This is a genomic window from Leptolyngbya sp. Cla-17 (genome assembly GCF_016807185.1).
Taxonomy (GTDB): domain Bacteria; phylum Cyanobacteriota; class Cyanobacteriia; order Leptolyngbyales; family Leptolyngbyaceae; genus ULC077BIN1.
Genome location: NZ_JAEVYN010000007.1, coordinates 65205 through 86630, shown reverse-complemented (window position 1 = coordinate 86630; position 21426 = coordinate 65205). Strand labels below are relative to the sequence as shown.

The following is a 21426-nucleotide window of genomic DNA, read 5'->3' as shown; positions in this document are numbered from 1 at the left end:
CCGGTGAAACCACACCCTAGTTTAGCTTCTAGCTCTGCCAGTCATTCCAGCGTGGGGAGTACTGTGGGGTCGGAGTACCTTTGGCTCAGATTTTCAACAGTGGGAAAACCTGAATGTAGATGCTTTCGTCCATTCACTCTACAGCTCTTGACAGGTTAAAACTAGAGGCAGACTGTTGAAAGCACATCTGAGGTTTCAGAGCGGAATCATGCGACTGCCAAAGTCAGTCCATCGAGTCCAAGTTTTTGATGCAATGAATCATTCTATAGCGTTAAGTCTTCATCCAGCGAGGGCTCGTGTTTGAACGAATCCTCGCTGGATGAGCGAGGATAGTCCTGATAGAGACATCCAGTAGTCTTCTAAAACTCAGACCATCATCGATTTCTGAGTTTTTAATGAGTCAAGCCAAGTAATGACTGCTGGCGCTGTTATTCGTTACAGATTAGATAGAGCTGTAAAGCACAATTTTAGTAACATTAACTTTTTGAATCTCTCTAACCCTTACTGGGTAAGTGATTCCGAAAACTAGAATGTCCTGCTATATGGACATTCTAATGGATCGTTTGAACATAATTGATGATGTCTGAATGCTTCCATTTAGTGTGTAGCAACGGTTTGCTGACTTTGTGGGCTAGGTTAGTATAATTAATTGATTCAAGAAAACACTAAATGTGACATTGAATTAGTAAAGCTTTAGTAATGATTATCTGAATTACATTTCCATATCTCACGAAATTCCAGCATTAACTTGTAAGCGGAAGTTTGAACTATCAGCAGCTAAATGGGTCTTGATCAATGCATCGCCCCTTTGCTTGCGTGTATGCTTTATAGACACTACTCAAGCGCTAAAATTCATTCAAGTTACTACTTTCTAGAAAATAGGCTCAATCGTTCACGGATGATAGCCTTGGTGTTAGCTACATCTAACAGATGCTGCTTAAGATAGGTTTATGATTTATCTCTGAGGGGGTTTAGGACGATTAGGGTTGACCATTGAAGCTTGGGCAATCCTGAGGCTCTCCTTCATGGCAATCAGCCTGTGGTAATGCTTTCTGTGAACTTCCACGCTGTGTCCCATAAATTCTGCGGCTGCCTCATCGGGGAAACCAAACATCAGTGCTCTTCGAGCCCAAGCGTGGCGCAGTTTATAAGGGGTGAAAGGAATCTTAAATCTTTTTTTAAAGGCACTTGTGACCTCCCCACCAATTATAGACAGGGTCGTTTTCTCTAAGTCAAGCTCCACATCGGGGAGTTTGGCAGTCCTTAAACTCCACTCCGGATCATCAAACCACTCAGGATATAAAGCGGCCACGGGATGAAACCCCGTTTTTGTTTCCTCGGAAACTTTAAGGACGGCGATGCCCTTGTGTATCTCAACATTGCTGCGAATTAAGAAAAATATTTCATGATTGCGCAGTCCAAAGACAGCTTGTAGGAGATAAGCTGTCCGCCACTCAGGATCATCAATTAAATCGAGAGCCGCCAAAATTTCTTCATCGGTCGGCAACGCGTCTTCATCGACAGGTGAAAGCTCATACCCCCTACTTAACTTTTTAAAGTCAAGCTTTGTCTCAAAATCTAAAAACTCAACGAATTTCTTAAGTTTGTTGCAAAGTTTTTCGCGGCTAGCAGTTCCCTCCTCAGTTTTCTGATTATCCCTCATTAATCACTCTAAGCAGATGAAAAGATAAGTTGGAGGTTTAGCTGATGCACCCGTGGACAGATAAACTGATTCATCTTCTGCGTCAGTTGCTCAAACCCTAACTGAAGGGAAGCAATGGGAAAAACCGTCAACCAGTGTTTAAGCCAATTGAAGCAAACTAAAGGTTGAATAACTAAACGCAAGTTGTTGAGTAAGTTCTTCCAACCGCTCTGGTTATTCCACCACGGGTGCTGCGAAAACCGCTGATGGGCCAGTGGACAGGAGTCGTTGAATGGGTCGGCAAACAAACTGACCATCAAAAACGTACTCATGACCAACTCCCACCACTTCTCAATCTGCTCATAGCGGGTCATACGAAAGTCTGCCCACCCGAGTGCATCTTTGGCTTGTTTGAGACCATACTCAATCCAGGTTCTAAAGCCATAACTGTCACCAATATCTTTGAGTTTGATTGCCGGGGCACAGACCATGACATAGGACGTTGAGTTGTCCGGTAACGTGTCAGGGTCAGTGGTCAACAGCCAGTACTGCTTGCGGTGGCTTTTGCCGTAAATCACCTCAGCCATGTGACGGGTTTCTGTCGTGCCATTACTAAAGGTGCGCTTGAAGGTCTGCCAAGGCTCCTGGTACACCTCCTGGTCTTGCGGTAGCCACAAAGCATGGTTGCTGCGAATCGCCAGGATGTAAGGTAGGTTTAATTCATCTAGCACATCGACAAAGTTGACTTTACTTTCGCCATACAAGCTATCGGCGAGCACCAGTTCAAACTCAAATCCTAGTGCTTGTAATTGTCGAATCATGGTTGCCGCAATTTGCGGTTTACTTTGATACTCTTCTCCCTCTTTGAGTCGTTCTCTGGGTTTATACACCTCAAAACTCAATGGCACAATCATGCCATCGACTAAGCCGTAGGCAGTGACAGCGACAATGCCATTTTCCTTCTTACCGACGTTGCCGATGTATTGCCGTTTGACGTAATCAGTGCTTTTTCCCTTCTTACAATCTCCAGTTTCATCAATCAGTAATATCAATGACCGACCGTTGAGTACCTTGAGGGTCAACTCCAATCGCTTCTGGCGTAACTGTTGCACCTGCCAAGGAGACTCGGTAAGGAAGTGATGTAAGTTTTGCTGATTGTTTAAGCCTACTGCTTTGGCAATGGCAGGTAAGGATTTGCGTTTAATCTCGCTAATCATCCCCAGATGCAGAAGCTTAAAGGCTTCATAGCTGCGCACTTCTGGGAATAAGTCCTCATACAATTGGCAGTATTCATCCACAAAATGTATCGTCGGGCGGGCGGCTCTAGATGCTGGCATGGCAATTGAATCTGGACAAACGTACCTCTATAATAGATAGTCTCTAGTCAGAGTGATTTAAGAGGGTTATAGCGGTTCTCTGTTGGATGAAGTACAGGAAGAATAATAGAAAGCAAGGGTTTGAGCCTTTAGTTTGTACCTCACAGGAGCCGAAAACGCTATAATCACATCTGAAATAACTTGGTCTGTCAAGTATTGATCCAGAGGAAGTTTATTCAAGTAGTGAGCCCACTGCCTCTTCCAAGCTTCCGCTCTGCTGACCTTCTCTTTTCGTAAGGCCAAGAAGTACTTTTTAAACTTTTCAACCTGTGCCCCGATCAATTCAGTTTGATTAACACGAGCTTTGCAAGGACGACAGAGATAGTCGTCCCAGATTTTCCAATCGAACTTTCTCTGAGAGAGGAGGTTGTTTAGCTCGATCACATCTTTGAGTGCTTGAGCTATTCCTTTCGGATTAGCCTTAAGCCCCAGCGTAATCGTCTGCTGATACCAATCAGTACGCCCTGATCTGGGGCGAGGCGGGAGCGTTTTTCTAATCCGTAGACTATTGCCTGCTAAATCAATTTTTATCTGAATACCCAACTCTTCACGTAGATGAACATTTGTCTTTTTCACTTTACTTTCAGCAGGTGTTCCCCTAGAGCCTTGAATTGTTTGTGAATTTGTCATCGTATTATCGAATCGCTTCAACAATTTCTGAGAACAGCCGCATGGAATTGTCGAAGCGATGTGTCTCGCATACGGCTGGTAAATACCGCTTCTACACCAAGAGAGAAGAATGGGAAAAGAGTATAGTTAAATATACACTGAGTCTGTAAGTTTTACTAGCTCTCCTAAACTGAATTGAGGTCGAGCCTGACAGTCCTGGGGTGGCTTCTATGCTTCGCCTCATCCTCTGCTTAAGCAGCAAGCGCTTGATATGAATGGAAGGTTATCCTCTGATAAGAGCTATCACTTAGTGATACTTTGGTCGTATTAGGTGTGATAGAAGTATCGTTAAACGATAGACCTTGATTCCTCTTTTGTAGGCAAAATGATTGAGTCTGGTGCAGTTGAGGGAGAGTTTAAGGAGTACTGGGAGCGCTTTGCTGCCCACCTGAAGCAATTAGAGCGCAGTCCACTCACTGTCAAGAATTACCATTCGGATTTAAAGGCCTTTCAGCAATGGTTAAACACGTCTGAGCCTGCGCTCCCTGGTCTCACACAAGTAAGCTGGGAAGAGCTGATACAGTATCAGGAGTTTTTGTTAATCCAGCAAAAATTGAACCCTCGCAGCGTGAATCGGCGAATGGGAACATTGAAGAGCTTTTATACCTGGTTGCATCAAAATGAGAGGTCAACCAAGTTTCGATTTCCCATAATGCCTGTTCCGGTTAAAGCCGTCTCAGTTGAACGACCGAAGTCCCTAACGCAGGTGGAACAACAGAGTCTGCTCGAAGCAGTGCAGCGAGACCAGAACCCGCGCGATCTTGCAATCGTCAAGTTGCTGCTATATACAGGGATACGTGTGGGGGAACTGTGTAAGTTACGCTGGGCAGATATAAAGATTGGGTCTGGAAAAGGTGTGTTGCTTGTAAGGCAGCTAAAAAGCTATTTAGATAAGAGGATTGTGCTGCCTCCAGAGGTTTGTGCTGCTCTACTGGATCTGGGTTATCAAACACAAGCAGGCAGCCAAGCACCTGTGTTTGTCGGGCAGAGAGGAGGTATGACGTCCACAGGGGTGCGGGATGTCCTTAAAAGATATGGTCTGCAAGTTGGTCTAAAAAATCTTAATCCTCGGATGTTGAGAGTTACTTGTGTGACTAGGCTGATGGCGCAAGGGATGGATTCAGCAGATATTGCAGGCTTAATGGGAACGAGCGCAGGAATGATGCTGCATTACTATCAAAGGCTATCGCCGATAAGAGAAGCACCGCCTTAGTAGGCAGGACTGTTTTGTTGACAGTAGAAAAACTAGGTAGTGAATCAGGGCTGTAGCGGCAAACCAAAATATCATTACCGCCTGTGGTGGTTTTAGCACAACCGACTTGAGTCGTCGCACCCCAAATCATCTGAGTGTAGTGTCCAACATCATTCCAATCGCCAGTTTTGCTGACGTTCGGAAAAATACCCTGACGAAACTGCTTTTTCTCCGCTCCCCAAGAGTTCACCATGTCATTGCTGCTGAAAGCTCCAGCGGTGCCCAGCCAGAGATTCTCGCCTTCATCATCGAGATCGTCATGCATTAGTGTGTTGCCACCCATTGCTGCCAGATGGTTTGCCCAGGTTTGAGCATCACGAGCCAGAGCCTCAGACCAGGTTAAGAGAGATACACCCACATCTTTCCGATAACCGCAGTGATCAGTCATGGGCTGCGGGCTTCGGAAGCGTCTGCTCTGAATGTGGAGCATTGGAACGGCAAGATTTTGAAGGTGCATCGCTCGAAGGGGCAGAATGTGTCGGAGGTGCCGCTGAGTCGAGAGGCACGATCTCATCTGGAGGCTTACCTGGAGTGGCGGCGGCAGCAGGGTGGAATGTTTGAACCGTTGCCAGAGAGTCCGATGTTTTTGGCGCAGGACCCAAAGAGTGCAGGACAGAGGTTAGGGTACAAAGGGTTGCACCGGATGGTGAAGAAATTGGGGGCGATCGCTGGAGTGGAAGATCTCAACCCGCATCGGTTCCGGCATACCTTTGGAACGGAAGTGATCCGACGAGGCGTTGATCCCTTGTTTGGTAAGGAATTGATGGGGATCAAGAGCGATCGAGTGTTTCAGCGGTACACCAAGGGTGTCTTCAAGCAAGCAGCAGCCGAGGCGTACTTGAAGGCAATCGGGGAGGATGAAAACTTGTAGATTGCATAAGATAGCAGTCCGGTTCCAAATTGGAACTTGGCATACCAACTTACTCAATCTAGTTGAGACTAATGTTTGCCCATTTTCTGCCATCCTCTGTTGCCGAGATTCAAGATACAGGGGCGATTACCCTTCTGCAAACCATTCAGCGTCGTACCGTCGAGGTGCCATTTCAGCAGGGGCTAACGGCGCTCTCGACGGCTTATGTTCATTTCGCTCCCCAGTCATCTTCTTGTTTCCCGGATACTCCTCCAATTCTGCTGTTGCATGGGTTCGACAGTTCCCTGCTAGAATTTCGGCGGTTGCTCCCGTTGTTGGCAGGGAGCGGAGACGTGTGGGCGATCGACCTCTTCGGGTCAGGGTTCACCGAGCACCCTACCTCGATCTCAGTTAATCCAGGGTCAATCCGGCAACATCTTCTGAGCATTGTAGAAACTTGGATTGGTGAACCGATTATTCTTGTGGGTGCTTCTTTAGGAGGGGCAGTGGCGATCGATTTCGCTTTGCACCATCCTAACTGGGTGCGATCCCTTGCTTTGATTGATAGCGTTGGCTTTTCTGGCAGCTTTCCAATCGGACAATTTCTGCCACAGGGACTCATTGACCTGGGTGCGGACTGGCTCTATTTCCGTAAGTGGGCTGCCCTGGCGGCGGCTTCAGTTTTACCGATGGTCAATCCGATGCTGATTGATGCTTTGCATTGCTCATTCCTCCATCAGGAGATGCCTGGGTGGAAGGAGGCGATCGCCTCCTTTACCAGAAGTGGCGGGTATTCGGATTTAAGCGATCGAATTGCTCAAGTCACCCATCCCACGCTGATTCTGTGGGGCAAAGCGGATGATGTGTTAGGAACTGCTGATGCGACTCGGTGGCAGCAAGCGATCTCAGGCAGTCAACTCATTTGGATTGAGGCAGCGGGACATGTGCCCCACTTCGATCAACCCCAAGTCGTTGCAAATCACCTGCTATCCTTCATGCAACATATTAATCGCTGAAACGATACCTACCAATAAACGTTAACTAAATCCAGGCAGTGGATCGAATTCTTACCCAGTAATTGTCGGCTCGTTCCTGGTCATGAGAATGACCTCCGCGCCCAATGGCTTTAAACTTTGTTCAGCAAAGCACTGAAGGAGAAAAACAATGCCTCATATCAGCATCAAGCTTTATCCCGGCAGGTCGGAACAGCAGAAGGTTCGGTTTGTCGAGCAAATTGTGAAAGATGCTATGTCAATTCTCGAAAGCAGCGAAGACTCGATTTCGGTCGCGATCGAAGAAATCAACCCAGAGGATTGGGTAGAGACAGTCTATAAACCAGAAATCTTGAACAACCCAGAGAAGCTCTACAAAAAGCCAGGCTATAACCCACTGGAATAGCAATAGACGGCTTCGACTTCTAATTCAAATAATGCATTGCTATTAGGGGTTGAGCCGAGATACGTGCAATTTTTTATCGTATCGGAACTCATTGCAAACCTGGCTTTCAACAGTTGCTCAAGAACAAAGCTGCTCGCTTCCAAAATACAAGTTGCTTGTCACGCAGCTATTCAAGATGAACAGCTATAGTGCGACACGCCACCCGTGTTAAAAAACGCCTTAGGCCTTAGACGATAGTATTTATCTTCTACGTCTTGTGATTGCTCATCATATGGACAGCTAAGGACTTCTTGCAACTCTTTAACTAAAGTATAGTCACCCTGCATGGCTTGTTGGTAGGCAGGGGCAATCAACCACTCTCGCCATGTATATTTTGGGTTCGTCTGTTTCATCTTTGTCGATATCTCAGCCAAATTGCCGTCGTTAATGACAAGGTCGCGCCAGCTTTTTAGCCAAGATTGCCATTGTTCATCGAGTTGTGGTGAAGCTTTAACGTAGAAGCTTTTTTTCAATGCTGAGATATCATCTGGTATATGGGATAACTCGCGGAAGAAAATGGTGTAATCTACCTCTGAGTCAGTCATTAACTGCATTAATTTTTCAAATAGCTTTGGGTGATATTCAGTCAAGCCAAGTTTGTCCGCCCACATTTTTTGGATTTGTTTTTGCATGGCTTCTGAAAAGCCGCGGCCTACTTGGTCGAACTGTTCTAACGCTTCAGCATCTTCTGTAAGTAGCAGTCTCACTGCTTTCCAAAACATGTAATAATTTGCTTCTGCTGCAATGGGCTGATTGAAGAATGAAAAGTGCTCGCCGCCACCAGTCCAAGGTTGAAACCAAGGGTCAAATTTTTCACAAAATCCAAAGGGTCCATAGTCTAGGGTAAAGCCTCCAGCAGCGCAGTTGTCACTGTTAAAATTACCCTGGCAATAACCAACACGTAGCCAATTAGCCACCAGTGAAGTGAGACGCTGGCGAAATAGCTTAGCCAACTCAACTAATTGATCGGCAAAACCAAGGTTTTGATTAATGTCGCTTTTGTACTCTCGCTCAATTAAGTGCGACACTATCATGCTCAACTCTTCTAATGCTTTTGGATAAGCATTGCTGCGAGTGCGGCGGGCAAATAACTCTAGTTGACCAACGCGCAAAAAGGAGGGTGCAACGCGAGTTGAAATGGCCACAGGATTGTCCACCAAAACATCAGGGTCAATAGAGTAGGAGTCTTGAGAATACCAAGGCCGGGTAACAGTCTCAGATTTAGAAACATACAGTGTCAAAGAGCGCGATGTTGGCACACCTAACGCTTGCATATAGTCTTGCGCTAGAAACTCACGCACACTTGATCGGAGGACAGCGCGCCCGTCGGCACCCCGGCAATAAGGCGTTGGGCCACCCCCTTTCAATTGCATTTCCCAGCGCTGTCCATTGATGATTCCTTCAAATACAGATATCGCTCGACCATCGCCATAACCATTACCCGTACCAAATGGACATTGTTGGGTATATTCGGTGCCATAAATCGACAGGGCATAACCCGTCGCCCAGCCCACCTGACGCATCGGCTCCTGGGCAGCAGAGAGATCACCAGAAAATACACGGCGAAATTTTTCATTAAGCGCCAGTCCATCGCTCAACCCAAGTTCCTTAAAAAAAGTGCGGCTATGAGCTACATATTCTGGGTCTGCAAGCGGCGTGGGTGTCACAGGTACGAAATGACCAGAAAAAACCTGGCGGGCCCGGTGATCATCACCATCGACCGTGGCATTAGGATCGGCATTTAAGGTATCCATCAGAGAATAATCTGCCAATTGTACAAACTCATCGAAGGTTGTTACACAAGGCTCAGCAGAGGGTTTAGATGGATATGACATTGTTGCTAGCGCCGATATTGTCGGGAAGGATTCATGTTTAATTGAGGACTTTGCAGAGGCTAACATATTAAATGTGAAGCTTTCCAGACTAACCGACTTATTAGGACCAGCGGGCGCATCCTTGCAGAAAGTTACGGTTTCGATGTGTCAGGAAACTTAGAGCTGACCATGTAACCTGATTTTGATTTCTTGATGAGTTTTCTTGTGCTGATCAAGACCTCATAGCGTCAAAAAGCTCGGCACAAAGAAAACGGTTGTTTTTCTAGCTGTTGCCTTTATGGGAGATGAAAGTATTGCGGGATAAGAATTCTAGCCGAACCGTAACTTCCTGTTCAAATGCGCCTGCTGGTCCTCTATCTGCTGTTTCCGTAGCGACCGGCTTAAAAGCAAAGCTCAAGACATTGTCGATGGCATGACGGCATTGATAAGTGGAGCCAATCAGTTAAAAAAACGTATTACACAGAGCTTGGACTTGTTTTGGCCTAAGTAGTACAGCCAAGAGGCAGATTACAAACGTAATCTTACGGGTTGCAGGTAGCTGAAAGCCAATAAACTCGTTGACTCATTGCTCGTTTCGCAACTATTCAAGCACTATAAGGCGATTAGCAAAGCCTATGAGTCAAACCTTTCATTAGCAATGCTGATAGTGATTTATACTCCTCCGAGGCAAATGGCTCATTTTTACACTCTCGTTGCCATGCCCCATTTAGGGCTGGCAACGAGAGTGCAAATTGCCAAGCGGATGAATGCAACGCTGTTCGTCAGTATCCATGCCAACGCGATTAGTATGAGCCGCCCTGAAGTGAATGGCCTAGAAACGTATTACTTTTCCAGTGGCGAGAACCTGGCGCGTACCGTGCATGAACGGGTGTTACAAGAGACAGGCATTGGCGATCTCAAGGTGCGTAAAGCGAGATTCTATGTGCTGCGCTATACGGAAATGCTCTCAATTTTGGTGGAAGTAGGGTTTTTAACCGGGCAGAATGGTGCACCAAAGCTGGCAGAGCCGGCTTATCGCAGTCAAACAGCGGCAGCGATCGCCCGTGGGATTATGCAGTATCTGCAAGTCGGTAATCCCCAAGCGATCGCGCCTAATACGGAATTGAGTAGGGGAGTATCATTTAGCAAGATGAAAAAGGTACTCTGTCCATGCCTCGACCCCGCACTCAAATTATACGGAATTGAGTAGGGGAGTATCATTTAGCAAGATGAAAAAGGTACTCTGTCCATGCCTCGACCCCGCACTCAAATTAGCCCTCATCTAGACTACGCAGATCTAACTCAGCGGTATGTTCAGTGCCAAGATGCTGGCGAGAAAAACCGTTGGTTGGTGATTCGATTGCTCAGTCATCCAAAGACTCCGATGAGCATCGAACAAACCGCTGAGATTTGTGGACTCAGTTGTAGTGGAGTGCGGAAAATTGCCCGTCGCTACAACGCCGAGGGTGCGGTCGGACTAGTCAATCGGCAACGCTTGAACCCTGGGGGCAATCGGTTGGCTTTAAGTGATGAACAGCAACGGCTATTGCGGCAACGCTTACAGAGTGCCCCGGATGATGGCGGACTCTGGAGTGGACCGAAAGTTGGGGAGTATATCGAAACCTACTTTGGCATTTGCTTACACCCCTCAACAGCCTGGAAGTATCTACGACGTTTGGGGTTGAGCTTGCAGGTGCCGCGTCCGGTGCATCATCAAAGCGCAACCCTTGAGCAGCAAGCAGAGTTCAAAGCAGGATTAGCAGGTCATGTGGCGTGGTTGCGCTCGTTGTTTCCCAATCGGGAGATTGTAATTTGGGCGGAAGACGAAGCTCGATTAGGCTTGCAACCCATTGTCAGGCGGGTTTGGGCACCCATAGGAGAACGCCCATCAGCGCATCATTCTCGCCGCTATCAATGGGTCTACACCTATGGTTTTGTCCATCCTGCCACTGGAGCGAGCTACTTCCTTTTATTGCCCCGTGCCAATGTCTCCATGATGCAGATGGCGTTAGAGCTATTTGCGGCTCAGGTCAATCCCCATCGTCAGCAGTTGATCATTCTATTGGTTGATCAGGCCGCGTGGCATATGAGCCAAAAACTTCAGGTGCCCCCCGGCATTTTCTTCTACCCGCTATTGCCCTATACCCTCCAACTGCAACCCACTGAATGTGTCTGGTCTTTGCTGCGCGAAGCAATCGCTAATCAAGTGTTTGACAATCTTGATGCTTTAGAGGATGTCTTAGTCAAGCGGTGCCAATGGTTGATGCAGCATCCTGTGATAGTTCAAGGCAAAGTGGGCTTTGATTGGATTCAAGCAATTTAATCTGGTCAAAAAGTACTGCCTTCCGCAATTCCGTATAACATGATACTTGAAAGCCAGTGATGACTAAGATTTCGCCATCGTATTTGCAGGAGCAAAGTCAGAATCGACCGTAATGGACTCGGCTGCTTTGCGCTGAGGAATCAACCACTTGCCAAACTTGGCGTAGATGGCAGGAATCACCAACAGAGTCAACGCGGTTGAGGTGAATAACCCCCCTAACACCACGATCGCCAATGGTTGCAAGATTTCATTTCCGGCTCCACTCGCAAGCACAAGGGGTAATGTTCCCAAGGCTGAAGTGAGAGCAGTCATCAGAATGGCATCAATGCGTTCCAAAGATCCTTTGACAATCACATCTTTTAGGTGCATTCCTTGAGCAAACTTGTTGTTGTAGTTATCGACCAGCAACAAACCATTGCGAACAGCCACTCCAAACAGAGTGATGAAGCCAACCAGGGATGCAATGGACATGACACCCCCACTCAACAGAATGGAGACAATGCCCCCAACGAGTGCCAGCGGTAAGTTGATCATGATGGCGATCGTGGCAGGTAGCGACTTCACGGAGAAGAACATTAAAACGGCAATAGCGATCGCTGCCAGGATGCTATAAATCAGCAGGTTATTCGAGGCATTTTGCTCTGCTTCAAATTGTCCGCCGTACTGGATAAAGTACCCCTTGGGCAACTGCACTTTTTGCTGAATTTGAGCCTGAATATCACCTACCACGCTACCGAGATCACGCCCTGCGACGTTGGTTGAAACCACAATCAAGCGGGAAACATCTTCACGATTGACCACATTGGCTCCCATGCCATACTCAACTGTGGCGACCGTGCCGAGGGGAATAATTTGTCCTGTGGGTGTAGAGATAGGAACCGCGCGAATGGCATCTAAACTGTTACGTGCCGATGCTGGCAGTGAAACTGCAATATCAATCAACTGCTGATTTTCTGCGACCTGCGACACCACGCGACCATTCAGGGCTGTTTCGACTGCATCGGATACCTGCTCCATTTGTAATCCGTAGGTTGCTGCCGCCGTGCGATTGTATTGAATTTGCACCTGGCGAATGGGCAATTGCGGTTCCAGTTGGAGGTCTACAACTCCGGCGATCGGTTGAATCACATCGCGCACCTGTTCCCCAACCTTGCGGAGTTCTACTAAATCGGGTCCAAAGATTTTCACGGCGATCGCACTTCTGACACCCGACAACACCTCGTCCATCCGGTGGGAGATAAATCCACCGATATTCGGCGCAATACCAGGCAACTTCAGGAATGCCTCGCGCAGTTGTTTGATGCTGGCTTCCCGGTCTTTGAGTGCTTCATCGCTCAGTTCCACATCCACATGCGCCATGTTGACCCCGGCTCCATCTGCGTCACCGGGAGTACGTCCAGCGCGTACCTGCACCCACTCATACAGCGGATTATCCTTGAGCGAATTGGCAAGAGCAATACCTGCCCGATTGGTCATATCTAGGGAAACACCCGGAAATAGAACCATCGAGTTGACCATCGATTTTTCCTGAAATTCCGGCAGAAACACCCGTCCCAGTGAGGGCACGATCGCAAACGCAGCCACCAGTGCTGCCAACGCCACACCCAAAATAATTTGGGGCGATCGCAAGGATAGGTTGAGCAGTGGACGGTAGAGCCGCTGCGCCCAGCGAGACACCACTGTATTTTCTTGAGGAAGGGTTTGCTTTGCCAGCAAAATGGCGCACAGGGCTGGAGTGAGCGTCATTGCCACGAATAAGGAAGCCGCGATCGACAGCAAATATGCCCAGCCCATGGGAGCAAAGATATTGCCTTCCACTCCCTGCAAGCTAAAGATCGGCGCAAACACGACGATGATGATCACGGTGGAAAAAACCACTGCCAATCGCACTTCGACAAATGAGTCAAGCACGACCTTGAATGCTGGGATTGGATGCCCTTGCGCCTGATTTTCTCTCAGTTTGCGGTAGCAGTTTTCCATGTAGACGATCGAGTCATCGACGAAACCGCCCAGTGCCACGACCAAACCCCCCAAAGTCATGGTATTGATGCCAAGCCCAAAGGCTTTCATCAGCATGACCCCAATCAACAATGACAGGGGAATGGCACTGAGGGTAATCAGAGCAGTCCGCCAGTTCATCAGAAACAACAGCATCACCACGGAAACAATAACAATGCCCTCCAGTAGCGAACTGCCAACATTCTGAATGGCAGCATCAATAAAGTTCGCTTGCCGGAAGGTTTGTGCCACCTGCACATCCACTGGAAACGTTGGCTGCAACGATCGCATCACCGCTTCTACGGCTTTGGTGACGGTCGGCGTATCCACATCGGGCTGCTTGTTCACCATCATCACGATCGCAGGCTGCCCGTTAAAGCTGCCATCCCCTCGTTTCAAGGCGGCTCCAGTTGTGACTTCTGCCACATCTTTGAGCAAGACGGGTCTACCGTCCTGGACTTTGACAACAGACGCTTGCAAATCCTCAATGGATTTCACCTGTCCCATGCCGCGCACCAAGAGTTCTTGACCACCCCCAATCAAGAAGCCACCCGGAGCATTCGAGTTTGCGCCTCTGGCGGCATCGGTGACTTCCGTGAGGGAAACATTGCGCGATCGCAGTTTGGCTGGATCAACTAACACCTGCTCCTGCCGTTCATCGCCGCCGTAAACAGTGACATCCGTAACTCCGGGCACCGACAAAATCTGGCTGCTAAGGGTGCTATCCACCAAGCGACGCAGATCCATCAGGTCGGTTTGCCCCCGCCCATTCACCGTAAAGGTATACATCAAAATGGTGCCCAACGGCGATGCTAGCGGTGAAATTTCAGGGGGATGCACCCCTTCCGGCAATTGATTCGTCACCTGTTGCAGCCGTTCTGTTACGGATTGCCGTGCTTTGTAAATGTCGGCATCCTGGTCAAACACCACCTGCACCATCGATAAACCCACCTTCGAGGACGATCGCACCGTCGTCACTCCGGGTAAGCCATTCACCGCACGTTCGATCGGCACCGTAATTTGCGATTCAACTTCTTCAGGGGCTAACCCAGTTGCCTCAGTATGAATATCCACTTGGGGCGGTGCGAATTCAGGAAACACATCCAGCGGCATTTGGGTGACGCTAAAGACTCCCCACACCGTAATTAAAATTGCACAAATGACAATGAACCAACGCTGCACTATCGAGGTTTTGAGCGTCTGATCGAGAAGAGAATTGAACATTTAAATTAGAAGTCCCCTTTCTTGTTGGAAAAGGGACTCTTTTTCTTGCGACCGCCCAGCACGGCGATCGCTCCCACCAATAGCACGGCACCTCCGCCCACAGCGGCTAAAAGCCCCACCGGCACTCTACCCGACGGCGGAGTCGGTTCACCCGCTTGAACGAGATTACCAGCCGCATCATTGCTATTCGGGAGTTCCTGAGCATCTGCCTGAGCCTTGGGTGCATCCGGTTGAGGAGAAGCGGCGGCTGGACTGGGCGATGTCGTAGCCGTTTGAGTTTTGCGCGATTCGGCATAGAGCGACAAACTGCCCTGGGTCACGAGCTCTTCCCCAACCGATAAACCTTGAGTCACCTCAACCAGTTCACCCTTCGTTGCGCCAGTCGTGATGGGAACTGGCTCATAAAAATTCTCGTACTGCACAAAAACAAGTTGCCGTCCATTGTCATCCACCAGTGCTGTCGCCGGAACGAAAACCGCCGCACTTCCATTGGTGGCGGGTTCAATCGGCGTGACTTTAATGCCCACCAATGAATCAGTTTCAGCATTCACTTGAACCCGATTAATGCCCCCTTCTGCCTGAAATTCATCCCCATGCCCGACGTGGGCAAAGACAACCGTGGGCGCACTGACCGCTAAACCGAGGGCAAGAATGCAACTCATCAATGGAGTGGGCTTCATCATATTTCCTCACAAGGACATGGGCTGAACAAAAGCCTCCATAGTCTGCCAAAGGGCAGATGAAAATCAGGTGAAATGGTAGCGGGTTCGGTAGAATCAAGCTCGTGGTTGATTTTCCTGAGGCGATGCGAGTTTTGCTGGTGGAAGATGAAGCCGATCTGGGACTGGCGATTAAGCAAGTCTTAGTCAGTGAAAAATATGTGGTGGACTGGGTAACAGGTGGCGCTCAAGCATGGCACTGTCTCGAAAACCAGTGGACGGACTACACAGTGGCGATCGTCGATTGGATGCTGCCAGAGCTATCGGGTCTGGAGTTATGCCAGCGGCTCAGAATACACCAAAACCCCTTACCCGTGCTGATGCTCACGGCTCTGGGTCAACCCGAAAACCGCGTAGCAGGGTTGGATGCGGGAGCCGATGATTATCTGGTCAAGCCGTTTGTGATGGCAGAACTACTGGCACGGCTGCGGGCACTTCAGCGGCGATCGCCGAACCTCCAACCGCCATCGCTGACCGTGGGCAGCTTTACCCTGGATTACGCCAACAATGCTCTGTGCAGTGAGCGAGTGCAGCCGCCTCAAAGGATTCCGTTAACGGTCAAAGAATTTCAAATTCTCGCCTATCTCATGCAAAACCCCGATCGCATCCTTGCGGGCAGTAAAATTCGACAGCAACTCTGGGATCTGGAAGAAGAACCGATCAGCAATGTGGTTGCCGCACAAATGCGATTACTGCGGCGCAAATTAGCCAGCTATGATTGCGATTGCCCAATTGAAACCATTCCGGGGCAGGGCTATCGCTTTAACACCTCCCTGTGAACTGTCACCGCTATTGTGGCATTGCGGTTGGCGTATTGAGCAGCATGAATAACAGGTAAATCGCATCTAAGCTATGCAGACCCAGGAGTTAGACCAATTGATTGCGATCCTGAGATCGCTGACCAATCTACCAGAAGACGAAGCCATCAAAGCGACGAACCTGTTTCAAACTTATCACTTGAAACGAGGTGAGTTTTTTGCTCGTGCGGGTGATGTACCCAAAACAATCGGGTTTGTGCTGTCAGGCATCCTGCGTTTGTATTATGTCGATTGCGAGGGGACTGAATACACGAAGTCATTTTGTGCTGAGAATAGCTTTGTTGCGGCCTACAGTGCCCTGTTACTAAAACAACCTTCACGACTTTTTATTCAGGCATTGGAAGATGCAAAGCTACTCGTTGCCGATTATTCAGCGTATCGATCGCTGTGTGAGAATGATGCCTGCTGGCAAGCACTCAATTGTAAGATTGCTGAAATCTTATTCATCAAAAAAGAGAAGCGGGAAAGTGCTTTATTGTTGGATGATGCCAAAACTCGCTACTTGAGTTTTCAAGCAGAATACCCTGATTTAGAAACTCGACTCAAGCAACATCATATTGCTTCCTACCTCGGCATCACTCCTGTAACCTTAAGTCGAATTCGTTCTCAACTGAAATCGCCTTAACTCATGTTAATGAACGACTACGAACTCCGGTCTAGGATAACTGCAATACCCTAACGGCTGGAATCTTTATGAAGGCGACTCATCATACTATTTTGATTACAGGCGGCACATCAGGCATTGGTTTCGCTCTTGCCCAACGGTTTCTTCGGGAAGGTAATGCTGTAATTGTGACAGGCACCAATTCTCAAAAAGCTGAAGTCGTGAAAAGTCAACTTCCAAAAATTACTATTGAGCTTGCGGATATGCGCGATCGCCAAGCGCTCAGGAAGTTAGCCTACAGTTACCCTGATGTAAATATTCTGATCAACAATGCAGGCGTTCAATACAACTATGACTTCGCTGATGGTGCGATCTCAATAGAGCAAATTGAAACTGAACTAGACATTAACTTGCTTAGCCCTCTGTACCTAACAAAACTTTTTCTCCCGCAACTACTGAGTCATCCCACGGCTGCCATTGTTAACGTTTCGTCAGGGCTTGGTATTGTACCAAAGCAAAGTGCCCCCATCTATTGTGCAAGTAAAGCGGCGCTGCATAGTTTCACCAAAACCTTGCGATGGCAGCTTGAAGCCACCTCTGTCCGAGTCTTTGAAATCATTCCACCGATTGTAGATACGGCGATGACACAAGGGCGGGGACGCGGCAAGCTTAAACCAGAGGCATTAGTCGAAGAATTTTGGCATAATTTTACTCAAGATCGACTGGAAATGCGGATTGGTAAAACCAAATTGCTGTTTGTGCTTGAGCGTCTCATGCCAACCCTTGCAGAACGCATAATGCGACCAGGATTTTGATAGAAACCTCAAAATCAAGTGTGATTCCTAGGAGACAGAAAGATGTGATCTGAATTACCTCTTGTGTGCTCATCACCCAAAAATCATGGTTCGCTATACTGATCGATGCTCCTAAGATTTCCTGCGCTGATTCATGCGTCGCTTTATCTACATGCCAGCAAGCCTATGATGACTGCCACAATAATAGGCAATGGTACACCCCCTCAAACCATTTCAGGGCAGGGCTATCGCTTTAACACAGCCTCATAGCTACTATGAACAGCCACCAGCTTTTTCGCCGTAGTCGTACCCGTTTAGCCCTTTGGTATGCGCTGGTCATGGGTGTGATTCTAAGCCTGTCGGGGTTTGGGATGTATCGATCTCTGGTGCAGTCTAATTGGGCGGCAATGGAACGAGAAATGGAGTCGATCTCGGGCACACTGCATGACAGCCTGGAACCAATGTTGCCTGCTTCAGAAAACCCAACGGCTGTTTTGCGACGCATTTTGCCTGAACTTTGTTTAGCTGGGCAGTCCTGTAACGTCAGCCCCACGTTGATTCAACGTCACACGACTGGCATTAGCGATCGCAGCACTTACTATATTCGTCTGTTTAATCATCAGAGTCATCTGCTTGCCTTCTCCCCCAATCAACCTGTAGACCTACCTCAAACGTTCAACGCTGCTCCCTGGCAAACCTTCCAGAGTGCAAACGGCGTTCGCTACCATCAATTCACCATCATCCTGCATAGCTCTGAAGCTCATCACACAGCGCCTCAGAGCCGTCAAGCGTCTTGGGGCTACTTACAAATTGGACGCACTTTAGAACCCTTTGATGCTGAAGTCAACCGGATGCAATGGATTTTGGTCATCGGGTTTCCCATCGCTTTGGGCGTGGTTGCCGCGTCGAGCTGGTGGCTTTCAGGCTTAGCAATGCAGCCGATTTATCAGTCCTACCAGCAACAGCAACAGTTCACCGCTAATGCTGCCCACGAACTGCGATCGCCCCTTGCCAGCCTCCTGGCGACAGTGGAAGCGATGCTCCGCCTACCGCCAGCCCAGCAGCATGATATCCCCATGATGCTCCATACAGTTGAGCGGCAGGGACGACGACTCAGCCATTTGATTACGGATTTACTCTTTTTAACCAGTCTTGAGCATAGCTCGTCGCCCAAGCCGTTTCAGTCTTGTTGCCTCAATGATTTGATGAGCGATCTGACCGAGGAATTCTTAGAGCTGGCAACTATTGCTGAAATTCACCTCACCCATCACCTGCCCAAGCATGAAATTTATGTTTTGGGGAACGAATCCCAACTGTACCGTCTGGTATCAAACTTAATGGCGAATGCGATTCAATACACGCCCAGCGGGGGGGCGGTGGTCGTTAGCTTAACAGCCCATGATCACACCGCGTTCATTACTGTGAAAGATACAGGCATTGGCATTGCCACCGCAGCACAACCCTACATTTTTGATCGCTTTTACCGCGTTGACAGCGATCGCTCCCGCGAAACAGGAGGCACTGGTTTAGGCTTGGCAATTGCACAGGCGATCGCGCAGGTTCACAAAGGTAGCATTCAGGTGCACAGCGATCTCGGTCAAGGCACGATCTTTACCCTTCTCTTACCCTTGACGGGCGAAGCCGCGATGCCATAAAAACTTCCAAACCGGGTGTGGTGTTTTAGAGGAAAGGGAGTTAGCCAGTTGAACAGTTCAGTAAGCCACCAGTCATGGACATGGACGGGACGCGGGTCGATAAGATTTTGGTCATGCCCATCGCTTCAGAGCCTGTGGTGTAACTGATACCAAATTAAATTGGAGCCATTACAGATCAGATAAACTGAGCGATGTAGAGGTGAGAGTCTAACAATGGCTGGAGTAAGCGCAATCGCAATTAAAGAAAGTCTCGAGGAGCTAGGCACCCGTTTGCGAGCGGTTGAACAGCCGATACTCAAAGAGCGATTGCAAGTGTTGTACTGGCTCAAACAAGCGCACGCACCGAGTGTCAGTCAGATTGCGATTGCAATTGGCAGGCATCGGGGCACGGTGCAAAAATGGTTAGCCCTGTACCGAGCGCAAGGATTAGAAGCATTGCTGGTGGTTAAACCCACTCCAGGAGGAGGCAACCGGGTGATTCCAATGTGGGCGGAGGTTGCCTTAGCCAAGCGATTGCAGGAACCGAGCAATGGGTTTAGCAGCTATGGGAAGGTGCAGCAGTGGCTGTTAGAGAGTTTAGGGGTAGAAGCCGAGTATCATGCGGTCTACCAGATGACGCGCTATCGACTCAAAGCGAAACTCAAGGTCGCCCGTCCTCAAAACATCAAGCAGAACCGAGTCCAGCGAGAGGCATTTAAGCAAACCTCGCAGACGACCTCGACTTATTGAGTCAGTACTATCGGCAGGTGCGCCAGGATGAGCGACCGATTCGTTACTTCGCACAAGATGAGAGTCGCTTTGGACTTCACACGCTCATCGGACGATTAATTACGGCAGTTGGGGTTAAACCCATCGGGGCGTGGCAATGGATATTCAAAGCATTCTGGCTATACGGTGCTGTGGAACCTACCACAGGAGAGTCCTTTTTCTTGCAATTCTCCCATGTCGATACCGCATGCTACCAATGGTTCTTAGATGAGTTCTCCAAGGCTTACCCCGATAGTCTCAACATCCTGCAAGTGGATAACGGACGGTTCCACAAAGGCAAAGACCTTATTGTGCCAGAGAACATTATCTTGGTGTTTCAACCGCCTTACTGCCCAGAGTTAAATCCTATCGAGCGTTTATGGGAACATCTCAAGGCGGATCTCAAGTGGGCTGCGTTCAAAACGCTTGACCAACTGCAATCCAGGGTTGATCAACTCTTAGCCCAGCTAACCCCTCAAGTGATTGCTTCCCTTACAGGCTACCCCTTTATCCTCAATGCACTATCTGTCATTGACACCATTTAAATTGGTATCACACTCAATCGTCAACCGCCCCTTTTTTTGGGTGGCACCTGCACTTGGCGAGGCGCCTTCGCATACTTCTCATTGACGTAGGTTTGCAGCCATTGCTCAGAAACTTGCGCTGCCCGAGCGATTCCAGCTAGAGAAATGCGCTCCAACAGCAAGCGGTCAATCAATTCCCGTGTGGCTTGGTCGATTACTTTTTTAGTCGGTTGTTCGACAAACTGTCGTCCACAGTCCTGGCATTTGAACCGTTGTTTACCGTTGTGGATATGACCATTCTTGACCGTTTGGGACGACGCACAAAGGGTGCAGGCTGGCATGGCAGGAGAGAAGCATAAACTCTACTGCTCCATCATTACATCTTGAGCACTACCAGAATATGAAAGAACAGGCCGAATTTTATAGAGTTGGATTGTTGTTGGGATCAGTCAAATTAGCTGATGTAATCGCTTGGTGTGATTCAGTAATAATGGCGGAAGCATCGCCAGACATCAACATCATTGAAGCGTCAGTATCGGGCAGCAAAGGCATAAATGCCGTTGCCGACGCACTCTCACAGGTGAAAGGAGAGTTTGATAAACGTGCACTAACAAGGCGCATTTTTCGTTCAATGTTTGATTTGGTAAGTCAAGATCGGAAACAAGCTCCAAAAGTTGCAGGCTGGCTTTATCATATGGCTACTGATAACGACGTGCCAAACGATGAAGCCGAGCCGGAAATGTGGTGTTTTTGGGATGCCATTGACCTTGCAGTAGATGGAATTTACGGCGATGAAGAAAAGCTGGTAGATGAAATGCTACAGTTTCTGAAAACACATTCAGAATCAGTGTCATAAACACGTCGCCAAACGTCCTAAAAAGCCGCCGAACAAGGCGCTGCACCCGACCGCCTACAGCCTACGCTCGTTCCTCGCTCCACTCCAGCGGCGGGTGAGCTTGGTCGTTAGGGTGTCACATTCG

At 48.6% G+C, this 21426-nt stretch carries 20 protein-coding genes and 1 pseudogene; 13 read left to right on the top strand and 8 right to left on the bottom strand.

The genetic code is table 11. From position 1 onward, the window contains the following. Positions 1–955 precede the first annotated feature (955 nt). The 3 genes from JOY44_RS29565 to JOY44_RS29555 form a co-directional block, all read right to left on the bottom strand. Positions 956–1663 carry a hypothetical protein gene (locus JOY44_RS29565; protein WP_171576957.1) on the bottom strand — a complete coding sequence of 236 codons (708 nt, stop codon included), beginning with the start codon at positions 1661–1663 and terminating at the stop codon, positions 956–958. A gap of 8 nt (positions 1664–1671) precedes the next feature. Then, positions 1672–2979, bottom strand: a complete 1308-nt coding sequence (locus JOY44_RS29560; protein ID WP_171573592.1) for an IS701 family transposase — start codon at positions 2977–2979, stop codon at positions 1672–1674. 66 nt (positions 2980–3045) lie between these two features. Then, the gene (locus JOY44_RS29555; protein WP_171576956.1) at positions 3046–3648 is read right to left on the bottom strand and encodes a hypothetical protein; all 603 of its coding nucleotides are present in this window, start codon (positions 3646–3648) and stop codon (positions 3046–3048) included. 364 nt (positions 3649–4012) lie between these two features. On the opposite strand from JOY44_RS29555, the gene JOY44_RS33170 reads away from it, so the two are divergent. Next, the gene (locus JOY44_RS33170; protein WP_171576955.1) at positions 4013–4900 is read left to right on the top strand and encodes a tyrosine-type recombinase/integrase; all 888 of its coding nucleotides are present in this window, start codon (positions 4013–4015) and stop codon (positions 4898–4900) included. Here JOY44_RS33170 and JOY44_RS29545 read toward each other — a convergent pair. Continuing rightward, positions 4782–5327, bottom strand: coding sequence for a CAP domain-containing protein (locus tag JOY44_RS29545; RefSeq protein ID WP_171576954.1), 546 nt, complete (start codon positions 5325–5327; stop codon positions 4782–4784). The genes JOY44_RS33170 and JOY44_RS29545 overlap by 119 nt on opposite strands. Here JOY44_RS29545 and JOY44_RS29540 point away from each other — a divergent pair. From JOY44_RS29540 to JOY44_RS29530, 3 genes are all read left to right on the top strand, one after another. Continuing rightward, positions 5316–5810, top strand: a complete 495-nt coding sequence (locus JOY44_RS29540) for a tyrosine-type recombinase/integrase (RefSeq protein WP_242541951.1) — start codon at positions 5316–5318, stop codon at positions 5808–5810. The two genes, JOY44_RS29545 and JOY44_RS29540, sit on opposite strands and share 12 nt — an antisense overlap. A gap of 71 nt (positions 5811–5881) precedes the next feature. After that, a complete protein-coding gene (locus JOY44_RS29535) occupies positions 5882–6805 on the top strand; it encodes an alpha/beta fold hydrolase (RefSeq protein WP_171576953.1) in 924 nt (307 codons plus the stop codon). Between the two features lie 148 nt (positions 6806–6953). After that, complete coding sequence (locus JOY44_RS29530) at positions 6954–7187, top strand: tautomerase family protein (protein WP_171576952.1); 234 nt, start codon at positions 6954–6956, stop codon at positions 7185–7187. A gap of 170 nt (positions 7188–7357) precedes the next feature. Here JOY44_RS29530 and JOY44_RS29525 read toward each other — a convergent pair whose 3' ends face one another. Further along, positions 7358–9061 (bottom strand): protein adenylyltransferase SelO, encoded by a 1704-nt coding sequence (locus tag JOY44_RS29525; RefSeq protein ID WP_171577006.1) that lies wholly within the window; start codon positions 9059–9061, stop codon positions 7358–7360. 670 nt (positions 9062–9731) lie between these two features. Here JOY44_RS29525 and JOY44_RS31950 point away from each other — a divergent pair. Together JOY44_RS31950 and JOY44_RS29515 are read left to right on the top strand one after the other, a co-directional pair. Beyond that, positions 9732–10250, top strand: coding sequence for an N-acetylmuramoyl-L-alanine amidase (locus JOY44_RS31950; RefSeq protein ID WP_307822143.1), 519 nt, complete (start codon positions 9732–9734; stop codon positions 10248–10250). 39 nt (positions 10251–10289) lie between these two features. Then, a complete protein-coding gene (locus JOY44_RS29515; RefSeq protein ID WP_171571797.1) occupies positions 10290–11363 on the top strand; it encodes an IS630 family transposase in 1074 nt (357 codons plus the stop codon). A 63-nt stretch (positions 11364–11426) separates the two neighbouring features. On the opposite strand, the gene JOY44_RS29510 is transcribed toward JOY44_RS29515, so the two are convergent. After that, positions 11427–14585, bottom strand: coding sequence for an efflux RND transporter permease subunit (locus JOY44_RS29510; protein ID WP_171576950.1), 3159 nt, complete (start codon positions 14583–14585; stop codon positions 11427–11429). Positions 14586–14590: 5 nt separating this feature from the next. Then, a complete protein-coding gene (locus JOY44_RS29505; protein ID WP_171577005.1) occupies positions 14591–15265 on the bottom strand; it encodes a cobalt transporter in 675 nt (224 codons plus the stop codon). Between the two features lie 125 nt (positions 15266–15390). Between JOY44_RS29505 and rppA the strand changes: the two genes are divergently transcribed. The 6 genes from rppA to JOY44_RS29475 all read left to right on the top strand — a co-directional run bounded on the left by rppA (position 15391) and on the right by JOY44_RS29475 (position 20467). After that, positions 15391–16083, top strand: coding sequence for a two-component system response regulator RppA (rppA, locus tag JOY44_RS29500; protein ID WP_171577004.1), 693 nt, complete (start codon positions 15391–15393; stop codon positions 16081–16083). Positions 16084–16156: 73 nt separating this feature from the next. Next, complete coding sequence (locus tag JOY44_RS29495; RefSeq protein WP_171576949.1) at positions 16157–16747, top strand: Crp/Fnr family transcriptional regulator; 591 nt, start codon at positions 16157–16159, stop codon at positions 16745–16747. A gap of 68 nt (positions 16748–16815) precedes the next feature. Next, positions 16816–17541 (top strand): SDR family oxidoreductase, encoded by a 726-nt coding sequence (locus JOY44_RS29490; RefSeq protein WP_171576948.1) that lies wholly within the window; start codon positions 16816–16818, stop codon positions 17539–17541. A gap of 254 nt (positions 17542–17795) precedes the next feature. Then, positions 17796–19175, top strand: a complete 1380-nt coding sequence (rppB, locus tag JOY44_RS29485) for a two-component system sensor histidine kinase RppB (protein WP_171576947.1) — start codon at positions 17796–17798, stop codon at positions 19173–19175. Between the two features lie 213 nt (positions 19176–19388). Next, positions 19389–19904 carry a helix-turn-helix domain-containing protein gene (locus JOY44_RS29480; RefSeq protein ID WP_171572405.1) on the top strand — a complete coding sequence of 172 codons (516 nt, stop codon included), beginning with the start codon at positions 19389–19391 and terminating at the stop codon, positions 19902–19904. Beyond that, a complete protein-coding gene (locus JOY44_RS29475; protein WP_171572406.1) occupies positions 19901–20467 on the top strand; it encodes an IS630 family transposase in 567 nt (188 codons plus the stop codon). Before JOY44_RS29480 ends, JOY44_RS29475 begins: the two co-directional genes overlap by 4 nt. A gap of 6 nt (positions 20468–20473) precedes the next feature. Here JOY44_RS29475 and JOY44_RS29470 read toward each other — a convergent pair. Further along, positions 20474–20787: pseudogene (locus JOY44_RS29470) on the bottom strand (transposase-like zinc-binding domain-containing protein); the annotation flags it as partial. 59 nt (positions 20788–20846) lie between these two features. On the opposite strand from JOY44_RS29470, the gene JOY44_RS29465 reads away from it, so the two are divergent. After that, positions 20847–21302: a hypothetical protein gene (locus JOY44_RS29465; protein ID WP_171576945.1), complete on the top strand. Its 456-nt coding sequence runs from the start codon at positions 20847–20849 to the stop codon at positions 21300–21302. Positions 21303–21426: the final 124 nt, after the last annotated feature.

Coding starts and splice junctions, on each gene's coding strand:
- JOY44_RS29565 (WP_171576957.1), bottom strand. CDS start 1,663: ATGAGGGATAATCAGAAAACTGAGGAGGGAACTGCTAGCCGCGAAAAA.
- JOY44_RS29560 (WP_171573592.1), bottom strand. CDS start 2,979: ATGCCAGCATCTAGAGCCGCCCGCCCGACGATACATTTTGTGGATGAA.
- JOY44_RS29555 (WP_171576956.1), bottom strand. CDS start 3,648: ATGACAAATTCACAAACAATTCAAGGCTCTAGGGGAACACCTGCTGAA.
- JOY44_RS33170 (WP_171576955.1), top strand. CDS start 4,013: ATGATTGAGTCTGGTGCAGTTGAGGGAGAGTTTAAGGAGTACTGGGAG.
- JOY44_RS29545 (WP_171576954.1), bottom strand. CDS start 5,327: ATGACTGATCACTGCGGTTATCGGAAAGATGTGGGTGTATCTCTCTTA.
- JOY44_RS29535 (WP_171576953.1), top strand. CDS start 5,882: ATGTTTGCCCATTTTCTGCCATCCTCTGTTGCCGAGATTCAAGATACA.
- JOY44_RS29530 (WP_171576952.1), top strand. CDS start 6,954: ATGCCTCATATCAGCATCAAGCTTTATCCCGGCAGGTCGGAACAGCAG.
- JOY44_RS29525 (WP_171577006.1), bottom strand. CDS start 9,061: ATGTCATATCCATCTAAACCCTCTGCTGAGCCTTGTGTAACAACCTTC.
- JOY44_RS31950 (WP_307822143.1), top strand. CDS start 9,732: ATGGCTCATTTTTACACTCTCGTTGCCATGCCCCATTTAGGGCTGGCA.
- JOY44_RS29515 (WP_171571797.1), top strand. CDS start 10,290: ATGCCTCGACCCCGCACTCAAATTAGCCCTCATCTAGACTACGCAGAT.
- JOY44_RS29510 (WP_171576950.1), bottom strand. CDS start 14,585: ATGTTCAATTCTCTTCTCGATCAGACGCTCAAAACCTCGATAGTGCAG.
- JOY44_RS29505 (WP_171577005.1), bottom strand. CDS start 15,265: ATGAAGCCCACTCCATTGATGAGTTGCATTCTTGCCCTCGGTTTAGCG.
- rppA (WP_171577004.1), top strand. CDS start 15,391: ATGCGAGTTTTGCTGGTGGAAGATGAAGCCGATCTGGGACTGGCGATT.
- JOY44_RS29495 (WP_171576949.1), top strand. CDS start 16,157: ATGCAGACCCAGGAGTTAGACCAATTGATTGCGATCCTGAGATCGCTG.
- JOY44_RS29490 (WP_171576948.1), top strand. CDS start 16,816: ATGAAGGCGACTCATCATACTATTTTGATTACAGGCGGCACATCAGGC.
- rppB (WP_171576947.1), top strand. CDS start 17,796: ATGAACAGCCACCAGCTTTTTCGCCGTAGTCGTACCCGTTTAGCCCTT.
- JOY44_RS29480 (WP_171572405.1), top strand. CDS start 19,389: ATGGCTGGAGTAAGCGCAATCGCAATTAAAGAAAGTCTCGAGGAGCTA.
- JOY44_RS29465 (WP_171576945.1), top strand. CDS start 20,847: ATGAAAGAACAGGCCGAATTTTATAGAGTTGGATTGTTGTTGGGATCA.